This is a genomic window from Campylobacter magnus (genome assembly GCF_028649595.1).
Lineage (GTDB): Bacteria > Campylobacterota > Campylobacteria > Campylobacterales > Campylobacteraceae > Campylobacter > Campylobacter magnus.
In genome coordinates, this window is record NZ_JAQSLK010000001.1 from 23,862 (window position 1) to 37,479 (window position 13,618).

Consider the following 13,618-nt stretch of genomic DNA (forward strand, 5'->3'; position numbering starts at 1 on the left):
TATATTTTAGAAATTGCAGATTTTTAAAATGTGGAATTAAGAAAGAAAGGACAAACGATGAATATACTTAAAAAAGCTCTTACTTTTGAAGATGTGCTTTTAGTACCACAATACTCAGAAGTACTGCCAAAAGAAGTAGACATAACTACAAAATTCACAAAAAACATTAACCTAAATATCCCACTAGTATCAGCTGCTATGGATACAGTTACTGAGACTCGTGCGGCTATTGCTATGGCTCGCCTTGGTGGTATAGGTGTAATTCACAAAAATATGGATATAGAAAGCCAAGTAAAACAGATAAAAAGAGTGAAAAAAAGCGAGAGCGGTATCATCTTTGATCCAGTTTTTGTTCACCCTGATGATAGTGTAAGCCAGGCGCTAGACATTATGGGTGAGTATCACATTTCTGGTGTGCCTGTGGTGGATGAAAATAAAACCTTGCTAGGAATTCTTACAAACCGTGATTTGCGCTTTGAGAAAGCCTTTGATAGAAAAGTAGGCGAGGTGATGACAAAAATGCCACTAATCACCGCACCAAAAGGCTGCACGCTTGATGATGCTGCTAAAATCTTTGCTGGAAATAAAGTAGAAAAACTACCTATAGTAGATGATAATAACAAGCTTGTAGGCTTGATTACTATAAAAGATCTAAAAAAGAAAAAAGAATATCCAAACGCAAATAAAGATGAGCTTGGCAGACTAAGAGTGGCTGCTGCTATCGGTGTAGGTGGGTTTGAGAGAGCAAAGGCTTTAGTAGAAGCTGGGGTTGATGCGCTTGTCATGGACTCAGCCCACGGACATACAAAAGGCATAATTGATACGCTAAAAGCTATCAAAAAAGAGCTAAATATAGATGTAGTTGTGGGAAATATCGCAAATCCAGCCGCTGTAAAAGACCTAATAGATGCAGGCGCTGATGCGATAAAAGTGGGAATTGGACCAGGCTCAATCTGTACTACTCGCATAGTCTCAGGCGTGGGTGTGCCACAAATCACAGCTATAAGCGACTGCGCAGATGTAGCTAGAAGCTATGGTGTGCCTATCATCGCAGATGGTGGTATCAAGTACTCAGGCGACATCGCAAAAGCTCTAGCTGTTGGGGCAAGCTCAGTTATGATAGGCTCGTTATTTGCAGGCTGTGATGAGAGCCCTGGAGATATAGTAACTTTTGAGGGTCGTCAGTATAAGAGCTACCGTGGTATGGGTAGCCTTGGGGCTATGAGCAAAGGCAGCTCAGATCGCTATTTTCAAGAAGGCACCGCTGCTGAAAAACTAGTGCCAGAGGGCATAGAAGGACGCGTGCCGTATGCTGGGACAATGGCTAGCGTAGCTCATCAGCTATTAGGCGGCGTGAGAAGCTCTATGGGGTATTGTGGCTCTGCTAGCATAAGCGAGTTTTGGGCTAAGGCTGCTTTTGTGGAGATTACTAGCGCAGGTCTTAGAGAGAGCCACGCTCACGATGTAATCATCACAAGAGAAGCGCCAAACTATAAACTAAAAGGTGGTAATTAAAACTTGTTTTTTTGTAGGCTGGCTCAGCTTGCGGGCGAATTTTGCTAAAGTGCTTTTGCGCAGCCCAGCTCGTTCTGGCGAAACTTCTGCGGCAGTTTTCTACGCTCGCCGCTGAATTTGTGGTGTTTTTGATAGCAGCGGCGAGCTTGAAATTCAGCCGCACAATTTCACCAGCCGCTGCCGCGGACACGGCTCCACGGCTAGCGCTGCAAGCACTTTAGCAAAATTCCCGCCACAATCTTAGAGCCGTAGTCATAAGTAAAAAACTAGAATTCCTTAGGAATTCAAATTTTTAGGAATTTGAATTTTTGAATTCCTAGGGAATTCTAGAACAAAAGCATAGCCAAATAAAAAAGATGAATATACAAACAAAAAAAGAGTATTTTAACGAAGTTTTGCGCTTAGAGAGCGGTCGTATTTTAAGTGAGTTTGAGCTAGTTTATGAGACTTACGGCGAGCGTGCTAGCGATGATAGCAATATCATAGTGATATGCCACGCACTAACTGGCAGCCACCACGCAGCAGGCAAATACGATGAGAGCGAGCCAAAGCCTGGTTGGTGGGACACTCTAATCGGCGATGGTAAGTGCATAGATACTAGCAAATATTTTGTGATTTGTGTTGATATTTTAGGCTCGCCTTTTGGCTCTACTAGCCCACTTAGTATAGAGCCAAATAAAAATGCGCAGTATCGCTTGCGCTTTCCAGTGCTTGCTATTAGCGATGTGGTAAATGCGCAAATGAGGCTTTTTAAGAGGCTTGGTATAAAAAAGGTGCGAGCCATCATCGGTGGCAGTCTAGGTGGTATGCAAGCATTATGCTTTGCTATAGAGCATCCTGATTTTGCTAGAAATGTAGTGAGTATGGCTAGCACTTACGCCACGCAGCCTTGGGCGATAGCGTTTAACAAAATCGCTATGCACGCTATCAAAAATGACCCTGAGTTTAAAGGCGGTTATTATGATGAAAAGCAAGTGGCAAAAAATGGACTTTTAGGTCTTGAAGTAGGGCGAATAGCTGGGCATATAAGCTTTTTAGCCCCAGCTAGCATGGAGCGGAAATTTGCTCGTCGCTATGTAGGCACGGACGGACTTTATGAGCTTTTTGGTAGGTATGAGGTGGATCGCTACATGGAGTATAACGGCGCAAACTTTGCTAAGCGCTTTGATCCGCTATGCTATCTTTATACTATAAAAATGATGAATAACTTTGATACCACTCGTCACTACGGCTCACTAACAGCTGCGCTTAGCAAGGTTCGCTCGCAGCTTACTTTGCTAAGCTTTAGTGGGGATATGCTCTTTTTCCCAAGCGAGATGAAGGCTATAGCCGATGAGCTAAAAGCACTTGGCAAGGAGCATTATTACGAAGAGATTAAGAGTGATTATGGGCATGATGCTTTTTTGGTAGAAGTCCCAAAGATAGAAAATCACATTAGAAAGGCTATACAATGAGTGAAGAAATGAGTGAACTAAGCTTTGAAGCAGCACTAGCAAGGCTTGAAGAAATCACAACGCAAATACAAAAAAGCGATATTGGCTTGGAGAAAAGCTTGGAGCTTTTCAAAGAAGGCGATAAGCTAGCAAAAAAAGCTAGTGCGCTACTAGAAAACGCAAAACTAAGCCTAGAAGAATACCAAAAAGGCGAGCAATGAGCGAACTAAAACTTTGCGCCTTGCAAATTGGCACCTTGGCACTTAGTAATTCTAGACTAGATTATTACCTCCAAACAGCAGCCAAAAGTGGCGCAAAAGTCGTGCTACTGGGCGAATATGTGATAAATTCGTTTTTTAGTGAGCTAGAACTGATGCCAAAAAGCATGATAAAAGAACAAAGCGAGAGCAAGAAAAAAGCCCTAGCCGAACTTGCTATAAAGTATGATCTACACATCATCGCCCCTATCGTGCTTGTAAAGCCAAAAGAGTATGTAAAGGCAATTGCGCATTTTTCTCAAGCTGGTGTGAAATACCGAGTGGCTAATGCTCTTATGCCATATTCTCACTGGAATGAGGCGGCGTTTTTTAGCGCAAATGAGAGCCTTGAGATTGGTGCTTTTAGCGTGGATGGATTTAAGTTTGCTACGATTTTTGGCTTTGAAGCGCATTTTGATGAGTTTTTTGCGCTTGCTCGTGCCAAAAAAATAGACTGCTTACTTATGCCAACAGCTTGTGCTTTGGAGTCAGGACCTCGCTGGGATAGTTTGCTTAGTATGAGAGCATTTACTAATAATATATATATTTTAAGAGCAAACCGCCTTGGCAAAGCTACTTTTGGAAGCGGCAAAAACGAGTATGAAACGCAGTTTTATGGGCGTTCTATGCTATGTTCGCCACACGGAGAAATCACTCATATACTAGGTGAAAAAGAAGAAATGCTACTTGCTACAATCTCAAAAAGCGAGCTAAATGATGCTAAAAAAACTTGGAAATTTGGCACAATCTCAAATAGCTTTGTTAGATAAAGTTTATTAGGATTTCTAGAATTCCCAGAATCTAGAATTCCCAAGTCTAAAATCTAGAATTCTTTATGAAAATACAGCTAGGAATTCTAGACTTCCTAAGTCTAAAATCTAGAATTCCTTATGAAACTACAGCTAAGAATTCTAGAATTCCCAAAATCTAGAATTCCCTGAGAGAATTCCTAGAATAATTTTAGAATTCCTAGAATAAATTCTAAAATTCCCAAGCCTTGTGTCATCCCCCGACTTGACTCTAGGATCTCATCACAAATAAATTTTTGAATTCCTAGAGGCTTTTTGCGTTTATATCATTTAAGAATTCTAGAATTCTATATAGGGATCCCCCAAAGGGGCTGGGGGGGGGGATGACATAGTAGAGAATTCTAAAATTCCTTAAAGAGAATTCCTAAACTAAAATTCCCTAAACTAGAATTCCTTAAAGAGAATTTCCTAAACTAGAATTCCTTAAACTAGAATTCTTTAAGATAAAAAATACCCCCTAACCCCCAAAAAGCCTATGAATTCTAGAATTCCCAAAATCTAGAATTTCCAAGTTTAAAATCTAGAATTCCCTATGAAAATACAACTAGGAATTCTAGAATTCCCAAAAATCTAGAATTCCTACAATCCAGAATTCCCTAAAACTTCGGTACGCTAGCACGCACAAGCTGACTAAACTTCACGCCTTTTAGTCCCTTGATATTTGCGCTAAACTCCTCTATATCACGCACCACACCACGTAGTATCAGCGTCTCCAAGCAGTTGTGATGGTCTATGTGAATGTGATTTGTGCAGATGATTTCTACCTTGCTGTCGTGTTCTAAGCGCATTTTGCGCATTAGTAGCTCGCCTTCGTGGTGGTCATAGCTGATTACTAGCACGGCAGTGGCTTCGCTACTACTATCACTCCAACTCTTGCGCCCTAGATACTCACGGATGATATCGCGCGTAAACTCACTTCTACTAGCGTAGTTTTGGGCTTTTACAAGAGCGTCAAGCTCTTTTAGCAGTGGCGCAGGTAGCGAAATGCTATACCTTAAAATCTTCTCATTCATTTTCATCCTTTAATGCGTAGTAAAGCTGACCTAAGGCTATGCTCTCATCGCCAGCAGGCAGATTTTTTGGCAGGTAATAGGGCGTATTTTGCGCTTTTAGTAGGGTTATAGTTCGCTCTAAAAGAGCCTTATTGGCAAAACAGCCGCCGCCTAAAACCACGCTTTTTTCGTGCTTTTTGGCAATTTTTGCAATAAGTGCTGCGATGCCGTTTATAAAGCCAGTTGCTGCCACGCTTGGCAAACTCTGGGCCAAAATGCTCTTTAAAACAGCTTCTAGGCTGATTATCTCGCCACTTAGGCTAAACTCATAGCAAACATCAAGGCTAGAATCATAAAGAGCTTCTAGCTCCATAGCTGCTTGCGCATCGTAGCTAACGCTATCAAGCCCAAGTACAATGCTAGCAACTGCGTCAAATATCCGCCCCAGCGAGCTAGTTTGAACACTAGCGGCTTTTAAGCCGATTTCAAGCCTTTTAAGCTGATTTTCATCAAAACGCCCAAAAAAGCTAGGCGCGCTTAGCTCGTATTTTCTAAGCAGCGCAAAGGCTAAAAAATAAATGTTTTTTATAGCATTTTGGCTACCTATCATCGCAAAATAATCAAAATGATAAAGCCTTTTAAGCCCCTTGCTATCGCAAACTCCAAAAACCTCTCCGCCCCAGATTTTAGCGTCCTCTCCATAACCTGTGCCATCAAAGGCAAAGCCGAGTATATCAGCATTTAAGAGCAGGTTATTCTCGCACATTACGCTATAAATGTGCGCCTTGTGGTGGGCTAGTTTTTTTATGTTTTGCCCACTTTTTTCAAAGTCCTTTGTATGGCTAAAATGCGGATGCAAATCAGCGATAATCTCAGTGAATTCCAGCTCATAAGTACGCTTAAAAGTAGCTAGTAGGGCATCAAATCTCTCTTTTGTAGCTATATTTTTTAGATCGCCGATATAAGGACTTAGAAAAATATTTCCCTCGTGGTAAATGCCAAAGGTGTTTTTAAGCTCGCTGCCAAGGGCGAGTATGGTTTTGTGGGGGGTGCGGGGGGTGTATTTTGGAATTCTAGAATTTTCGCTAGGAATTCTAGAATTTAATAAATTATCGCTAGGAATTCTAGAATTTGGCGAAATATTATTTGGAATTTCAAAAGGTACAATGCTAGGTCTTAGCCCCCTTGAAGTGCGTATATACTGCGCCAGCTCCAGATTCTCAGAGTAAAACACCACGCTATCATCGCTAGGATTTAAAATCTGCCTATTGTGATCAAGCACAAAATCAGCCACCGAGTTAAGTTTAGCACAAAGCTCGTGGGAGCTTGTAATAATCGGCTCACCACTTAGATTTGCGCTAGTTGCGATGATGGGCTTTTTAAAGTAATGAAAAAGCAAGAGATTAAAAGAAGTTGGAGCCAGAAAAACACCGATTTTATCAATGTTTGGAGCGATTGCCTGACTAAGTTTAGCTCTTAAAAATTGTGATTTTTTTGCTAGCACGATAGGGCGAAGCTGTGAGTTTAGAAGCTTTTTTTCGCCCTTAGTAAAATCAGCCAAAGCACTTGCCATTTGCTCGTTTTCGCACATTATAGCAAGCGGCTTTGCTGGGCGATTTTTGCGCTTTCTTAGCTCATTTATTGCCTTAGCATTTGAGCCATCACAGCATAGATGAAAGCCGCCAAGCCCTTTGATTGCGATGATTTTACCTTGTTCTAAAAGCTCTGCGCAGGTGTTAAAAGCACTCTCGCCCTCCGCGAAAATCTGTCCTTTTAAATCTTTTAAAAACGCTTTTGGACCGCAGTTAGGACAGCAAGTAGGCTGAGCGTGAAAACGACGATTTAAAGGGTCGTTATACTCACGCTCACAGCTAGCACACATTTTAAACTCTGCCATGCTAGTGTTTTTGCGGTCGTAGGGCAAAGATGAGATGATAGAAAAGCGTGGTCCACAATGCGTGCAGTTTATAAAAGCGTGATGGTAACGGCGGTTTTTAGGGTCTCTAAACTCAGCCTCACAATCAGCGCAAATAGCAAAATCACTTAAAATCGGCGCGATTTTTTGCGCCTGCTGCGAGCTAAGAATTCTAAAATCATCAAAAATCTCGTTTGAGCTCTCACAAATAATCTCATCAATGCGAGCAAGTGGGGGTGGATTTTTTTTAAGCCTAGATAAAAAGCTCTCGCAGTCTGCTGCACTGCCACAAAGGCTGATTTGGACGCCAATACCATCATTATAGACCTGTCCTTTTAAGCCAAGAGAGAGTGCGAGATTATAGATAAAAGGGCGCATGCCCACGCCTTGGACTAGCCCTTTTAGCGTGATTTTAAGGCAGTTCAAGTGGATAAATCTCACTTAGTTTAGCATTTGTGTGTTTTAGGGCCAGCTCGCCAAGTGGCTTTGAGCTAAATAGCGAGCCTAAAAGAACGAAATCTTCGCATTCTAGCTCATTTTTTAGCAAGTCAGTATAGCTGTCAATAAAGCTAACAAGGCTCTCAATCAGCCCAAAGCTGATATTTCTCTCATCAGCGCCAGCTAGCGCAAAGCTCATCGCTGAAGCAATTAGGCTGATTGTATCAAACTCATCCTTACTTTGCATTTTATAATCAATCCTAACGCCCCTTGCGCCGCTAAAATCAGCCCCAAGGTCAAGTGGCTCATCCTTAAAGCCTAAAATCTCAGCGATAATACAAAATAGCGAGTAAAAATTCGCAGGGCGGTCTATTTTGCCGGTTTTTAGAGGGAATTTTGCCTTAAAATTTTCAATAAGAGCTGAGCGAGAGCTGATTATTTCATATATTTCTTCGTATGAGCTAGGGATATTGATTTTTAGCATTTCGTATTGGCTATCACCTTTGAAAACCTTGATAAAATCAGCATTTTCTTTGCTAAAATAAATTAGTCCGCAGTTTTGAGGACTGATTTTGTACTCGGCTAAAACTAGCGCAAATAGCGCTGCTAGCTTGTTTTTGCTGTTTATGACTGGGCTAAACTCTCCGCCTTTAATCACGCAAAGCTGGCGCTCAAGCAAGTTTGCGCAAAATGGGCGATTTGAGTCCTTTATAGCTAAGAAGTTTATGCCCTCTAAGCTCTGGGCTAGTTTAAAAAGATTTATATCAAAAGGCGCTCTTACCCCAAAAAATAGTGGCGCATCCTTGTGATTTTGGCGAAAAAGCGCACTGGTTCGCAGGCGAATAACTGGCTTTTCAAAACTACTTAGTGCTATCATATTTTTTTCATCGCAAATAAAAATCTTTGGCAAGAGATTTAGCCTTGTAGGCATGATATAATCGCAATCAAAGTTTTCTAGCTTTGAGATAATAAGCCCTTTGTAGCTGACACTTTGAGAAGCTTTTAGAGCTTGGGATGCAGCTTTTATAAAGTCCTCATCGCTCTCAAATCCGCACTCATTTTTGCCAGTTTCAAGTGCATATGGCGTGATATTTGCGCTTTTAAAATCCGTGCTAAATGCTGGGATATCAGGCACTTCGTCACAAAGCTGGACGCTAGTGTCTTTTAAAAACACCGAAGTAGACATCTTAGCTAGCTCATCGCTAAACTTTGTTAGCTCGCTCTCGCTGCCTTGTATAAAAAGCTCGCAGCTATCATCATTTTGGCGCAGAGCATAGCGCAGATTTGAGCGCCTAGCCCAAAAATCCACAAAAAACGCAATATGCCGCGCCTTGCTATAAAATGTGAAATGTAAAGTCATAAAAACGCCTTAAATTCTAGAATTTAAATATCGTGATTATAGCAAAAATTATAAGGAATTCTAGAATTCCTTAGGTAATTGTATGATTTTTTCTAGGGGGTGTGGGGGAATTCTAGTTTGGGAATTCTAGAATTTTGCCTTTATTTTAGCCCTAGCTTTGAGTGCGAACCAAAGCGTAAGCAGTGTAAAATAAGCTCATTTTCGTTTTTTTTCATATACCAAAAGTGCATTGCCTTTTATGTGGCATTCTCTCGTGCCGATAAAATCGCCTTTTAGTGCGTGGTCTTTGTATTTTGGCTCTAAAATCTCATCATTTGCTAGCTTTTCTATGACAGCACGAAGCTCGGCTATAAGCGCAGAGTCGTTTTTAAAAGGCTTTAAATCTTTTTTAAAAACCTTGTGGTATTTAATGCTAAATTTCATTTTAGCAAGTCGCTCATAAGCTCATCTACATCGCTATAAGCTTTTGAGAGATTTTTGTTATTTCTAGCTTCGTTTATTACTTTTAGCGTTTGGCTTTGGTCGGTGCTAAACTTAAACTTTTGATTTTGTTCTTTTGCTAGTTTTTTGGCAAATTCTAGAATTTGTTCTAAAAATGCGCTATTTGCGCTTAGTGTTAGGCTTGTCATCTTTGCTCCTTTTTGTGAATTTTAGCTGAATTTTTAGGCTTTATGTAGATTTTTTAGCAAATTCTAGAATTTAGAGTTAGGAATTCTAGATTTTATTCTAAGGAATTCTAGATTTAGAATTCTAAAATAATTTAGGAATTCTAGAATTGCTTTTAAAATTGTTTTTCTTGCCATTTTTTGGCAATGTCAGCTATGCTGTAATCAGCCTTTTTATCACAAGTAAAGCCAAGCTTACTCAGTTCTTTTAAAAACACCTTGCTCATTACAGGCACGGCGTTTTGTAGCTCAGAGCTTAGCTCAAAGCTCATAGGCTCTATGCGTTTTGGGATAACGCCTATTATCTTAGTCTTTGGGCGGTCGCCTAGCAAGTCCATCATTTGTAGGGTTTGGAGCATTTCTACTTCATGCGCTGAGCCACTCCATTTTATAGCATTTGGGGCATCCTCAAAGTCAAAAAAATACACATCGCCCACCAAGCCACCATTTGCGTCAATGCAGTCGCAAACTATGAGATACTCATAGTCAGCGATGATAGGGGCAAGGTGATTTGCCATTGTCCCACCATCAAGGAAAGTCAAAGTATGCTCTGGCGATGAGAATTCGTAGTTTTCGCTCATCATTTTCATAAAATGAACGCCTACGCCCTCATCGCCAAACATCACATTGCCTATACCAAGAGCTAGTATTTTCAAGTGCGTTTTCCGTCTTTTATAAACTTATAGCCGCTAAAAATCGCATCCATGCCGCCGTCTCTACCTTTTATAGCGTTAAAGACAGCCATATAGATATGAACACAGACAAAAATCACAACAGCCCAAGTAAGAATATGATGAATTTGGCGTACATTTGCTAGACCACCAAACATCGCCTCAAAGCTCCTCATACACTCATAAATAAGCCCACCAAAGCCCTCGTGATAGCTATTTGCGTATAAAATAAACCCAGTTAAGCAAAGTCCTATCATAAGCAAATAAAATACCACATAAGATATAAATTGTAGTGGATTATACACGCCTTTTAGGTGTGGGTGCTCGCCTACAAATAAATAATATTTTATTTGCGCTACCCAAGTTTTGATATTAAAGCTATCTTTTATACTTACTCTTTCTCCATGACTTTTTCTATCAAAGAAAAACAAATAGCTTTTAAAAATCAAGCAGCCAAGCAAGATAAATCCAGCCACTTCATGTACAGCACGCCATTTAGCGTTCATGAAGTTTATCGGCTCGCCAGTTACCACAGGTGCAGCAAATACATAAGCGATATATAGACCGCTTACAGTAAGCACGATTATGCTTATAGCACGCACCCAGTGAGTAAAGCGCAAGCCAATAGAAAATTCATAAACAGCTTCTCTATTGTTCTCGCCGCTTCCGTGTTTATATACTTCTTTCATGCTCGCCCCTTAGATCAGGTTTGGATTTACTTTGTAGTGGCTGATTTCATTGCCTTTCATATCCATTACATGTACAGCACAAGCGATACAAGGATCGTAGCTGTGGATTTTGCGGATGATTTCTAGTGGCTGTTTTAGATCAGCGATTTTTAGTCCTACTAGGCAAGCCTCATAGCTACCCATTTTGCCAGCAGCATCTTTTGGAGATGCGTTCCATGTGCTTGGCACTACTGCTTGCCAGTTTTCTATCACTCCGTTTTTTATACGACACCAGTGGCTTAGAGTTCCTCTTGGCACATGTCCTATGTAGCGACCTTTGTATTCTTTGTTTTTATCTATTACATATGGTGCGCAGGTGCTATCATCTACTTTTAGATTTTCTACTAGGTTGTTAAAGGCTTTTAGGCAGTTATCAGCTATTACTTTTGCTTCTATCATGCGAGTTGCGGTTCTACCTAGTGTGCTAAGAACTGCGCCTAGTGGCAAGCCAGTATCGCTTAGGAATTTCTCTACAACAGGCGCTACATATTGATTACCTTTTGCGTAGTTTACTACGATATTTGCAAGTGGTCCTACTTGCATAGGCTCGCTGTCATAGCGTGGTGCTTTTATCCAACTATACTTGCCAGCATGATCAAATACCTTGCTATCAGCCATTTGCCCTTTTGCGTTTAGCGTTTTTTCATCTTTAAGCCCTGTGAAGTTTGGCTCAGTCTCGCCGTCGTATGGATGTAATGCTTTGTCATTTTTATACCATGAGTGAGTGGCTTCTTCTGTGATTTTGCTCTCATCTACTTCAAGCACATTTTTTATATCGCCGTTCATAATAATACCGCTATCAAATAGATAGTCATTTTTGCCTACCATAAAGGTCCTGCTTGTAAACAGATTTGGTACGCCCACATCATTTAGCACGCTTGCTTCGTTTGCGTAGGCTTTACCTGCCATTACTAGATCTGGGTAGTAAGCACGGTTGATAAAATCAGCAACTTCCTGGAATTTAACCATATACTCGCCTAGTCTTGCTGGGCTTTTTAGATCCATTACGCAAGTTACGCCGCCAACAGTTAGGCTTTGTGGGTGAGGTTGCTTGCCGCCAAAGACAGCCATCATCTGCGCTGCTGTTCTTTGTACTCTTAGGCACTCTAAATAGTGGCTTAGAGCAATAAGGTTTTGCTCTGGTGTGAAATGATAAGTGCTGTGTCCCCAGTATGCGTTAGCAAAAGGTCCTAGTGCGCCCTTTTTCACAAAGGCTGCTACTTTGTCTTGGACTGCTTTTAGCTGGTCTGCACCACAAGCGTATGGAGTAGAGCAGTATTTAAAGGCTTCATCGCTTGCTTTTTTAGGATCGGCTGAGAGAGCGCTAACGATATCAACAAAATCAAGTGCGTGGAGTTGATAAAAATGCACCGGATGGTCGTGTAAAAATAGTGCTGCATTCATCAGCGTTCTAGTTAGCTCAGCATTTAGTGGGATTTGAATTCCAAGAGCGTTTTCTACTGCTTCTATGCCGGCTCGGTAGTGAGAAAAGGTACAAACTCCACAAATGCGCTGAGTCATAAAGCCAGCATCGCGTGGGTCACGGCCTTTTACGATTTGCTCGATTCCACGCCATAGAGTTGAGCCGCTATAAGCTTCTTGGACTACATTATTTTCATCTACCATTACTTCTATGCGCAAGTGTCCTTCAATGCGTGTGATAGGATCTACTACTATTCTTTGTGCCATGTTTTATTCCTCCGCTTTTTTCGCACTTGCGATTACTGCGTGAGCAGCTATCGCTACACCAGTTAGAGCTAACACGCCTATGCCGATTTTATCAGCCACGGCGTCGCTGCCAAGTCCGCCAAATACGCTTTTATATAATCTATCGCCCAAAGGCTCTTCAAATGGTCCCATGTTATCCCAGAAGTTTGGCTCTGAGCAGCCGATACAGCCGTGACCTGCTTGGATAGGCCAGCTTGTGTGGCTATTAAAACGTTCTTGCGAGCAGTTATTAAATGTATATGGGCCTTTACAGCCGACTTTGTATAGACAGTAGCCTTTTTTTGCGCCTTCATCGCCGAAGGCTTCTACGAACTCGCCAGCATCAAAATGTCCTCTACGCTCGCAAAGGTCGTGAATTCTATGTCCGTAAGCCCATTTTGGTCTATTGTAGCTATCAAGTGCTGGCAAAGTGCCAAATAGCAAGTAATGAAGCACATTTCCTACTATATTTTTCTCACTTGGTGGACAGCCAGGGACATTTATAACAGGTTTATTTGTTACTTTGTGAAGTGGCATTGCGCCAGTTGGGTTTGGAGCTGCTGCTTGGATACCGCCAAAGCTAGAACAGGTGCCAATAGCAAATATAGCAGCCGCATTCCCAGCTGCGTGCTTAGCATGTGCCTCGCCAGTTTTGCCCTCTGGACCTACGCTTAGATAAAAGGCGTTTTGTCCGGCTGGAATTCCACCTTCTACCATTAGCACATATTGACCTTTGTATTTTTCTATCGCGCCCTCTAAGTTCTCTTCTGCTTGCCAGCCACTAGCTGCCATCACAGTCTCGTGATACTCAAGGCTAATGTAGTCAAATATAAGACTATCAATAGTTGGCGCATCGCTGCGAAGTAGGCTCTCAGAACATCCTGTACACTCAGCCATGTGTAGCCAGATAACAGGCAGACGATCTGCCATCTCAGCAGCCTTTGCCACGCTTGGTGCTAAGCTAGCAGGCAGTGCTAGTAGGGCAGTCATAGAACCAGCCCATTTCATAAAATCACGGCGAGAAAAGCCATGAGATTTAAGAGCGTCCATTATAGAGCCGTCTTTCATCTTTGGCAAAGCTTGAAGCTGTGCTAGACGAAGATCAAGCGAATTTTGAAGGTCTTTCAT

Annotated in this window: 13 protein-coding genes; 4 read left to right on the top strand and 9 right to left on the bottom strand. The window is 41.6% G+C overall.

What is annotated here, in order from left to right:
* Positions 1-57 precede the first annotated feature (57 nt).
* The 4 genes from guaB (at position 58) to PTQ34_RS00125 (ending at position 3,975) form a co-directional block, all read left to right on the top strand.
* Positions 58-1,515 carry an IMP dehydrogenase gene (guaB, locus tag PTQ34_RS00110; protein WP_273931441.1) on the top strand — a complete coding sequence of 486 codons (1,458 nt, stop codon included), beginning with the start codon at positions 58-60 and terminating at the stop codon, positions 1,513-1,515.
* Positions 1,516-1,871: 356 nt separating this feature from the next.
* Positions 1,872-2,969 (top strand): homoserine O-acetyltransferase MetX, encoded by a 1,098-nt coding sequence (metX, locus tag PTQ34_RS00115; RefSeq protein ID WP_273931442.1) that lies wholly within the window; start codon positions 1,872-1,874, stop codon positions 2,967-2,969.
* Entirely contained in the window at positions 2,966-3,169 is a 204-nt protein-coding gene (xseB, locus tag PTQ34_RS00120) for an exodeoxyribonuclease VII small subunit (protein WP_273931443.1), read from the top strand. Before metX ends, xseB begins: the two co-directional genes overlap by 4 nt.
* Positions 3,166-3,975 (top strand): carbon-nitrogen hydrolase family protein, encoded by an 810-nt coding sequence (locus PTQ34_RS00125; RefSeq protein WP_273931445.1) that lies wholly within the window; start codon positions 3,166-3,168, stop codon positions 3,973-3,975. Before xseB ends, PTQ34_RS00125 begins: the two co-directional genes overlap by 4 nt.
* 635 nt (positions 3,976-4,610) lie before the next feature.
* On the opposite strand, the gene nikR is transcribed toward PTQ34_RS00125, so the two are convergent.
* From nikR to PTQ34_RS00170, 9 genes are all read right to left on the bottom strand, one after another.
* Entirely contained in the window at positions 4,611-5,033 is a 423-nt protein-coding gene (nikR, locus tag PTQ34_RS00130; protein WP_273931446.1) for a nickel-responsive transcriptional regulator NikR, read from the bottom strand.
* Positions 5,020-7,362: a carbamoyltransferase HypF gene (gene hypF, locus PTQ34_RS00135; RefSeq protein WP_273931447.1), complete on the bottom strand. Its 2,343-nt coding sequence runs from the start codon at positions 7,360-7,362 to the stop codon at positions 5,020-5,022. The genes nikR and hypF overlap by 14 nt, the downstream gene beginning before the upstream one ends.
* The gene (locus PTQ34_RS00140) at positions 7,334-8,719 is read right to left on the bottom strand and encodes a hypothetical protein (RefSeq protein WP_273931449.1); all 1,386 of its coding nucleotides are present in this window, start codon (positions 8,717-8,719) and stop codon (positions 7,334-7,336) included. Before PTQ34_RS00140 ends, hypF begins: the two co-directional genes overlap by 29 nt.
* Positions 8,720-8,914: 195 nt before the next feature.
* On the bottom strand, positions 8,915-9,142 hold the full coding sequence (locus PTQ34_RS00145; protein WP_404814881.1) for a type II toxin-antitoxin system YafQ family toxin: 228 nt from the start codon (positions 9,140-9,142) through the stop codon (positions 8,915-8,917).
* Complete coding sequence (locus PTQ34_RS00150) at positions 9,139-9,348, bottom strand: THUMP domain-containing protein (RefSeq protein ID WP_273931450.1); 210 nt, start codon at positions 9,346-9,348, stop codon at positions 9,139-9,141. Before PTQ34_RS00150 ends, PTQ34_RS00145 begins: the two co-directional genes overlap by 4 nt.
* Before the next feature lie 152 nt (positions 9,349-9,500).
* Positions 9,501-10,040, bottom strand: a complete 540-nt coding sequence (locus PTQ34_RS00155) for a HyaD/HybD family hydrogenase maturation endopeptidase (RefSeq protein ID WP_273931451.1) — start codon at positions 10,038-10,040, stop codon at positions 9,501-9,503.
* A complete protein-coding gene (gene cybH, locus PTQ34_RS00160; RefSeq protein ID WP_273931452.1) occupies positions 10,037-10,744 on the bottom strand; it encodes a Ni/Fe-hydrogenase, b-type cytochrome subunit in 708 nt (235 codons plus the stop codon). Before cybH ends, PTQ34_RS00155 begins: the two co-directional genes overlap by 4 nt.
* A 9-nt stretch (positions 10,745-10,753) precedes the next feature.
* Positions 10,754-12,472 (bottom strand): nickel-dependent hydrogenase large subunit, encoded by a 1,719-nt coding sequence (locus PTQ34_RS00165; protein ID WP_273931453.1) that lies wholly within the window; start codon positions 12,470-12,472, stop codon positions 10,754-10,756.
* Between the two features lie 3 nt (positions 12,473-12,475).
* On the bottom strand, positions 12,476-13,618 hold the full coding sequence (locus tag PTQ34_RS00170) for a hydrogenase small subunit (protein ID WP_273931454.1): 1,143 nt from the start codon (positions 13,616-13,618) through the stop codon (positions 12,476-12,478).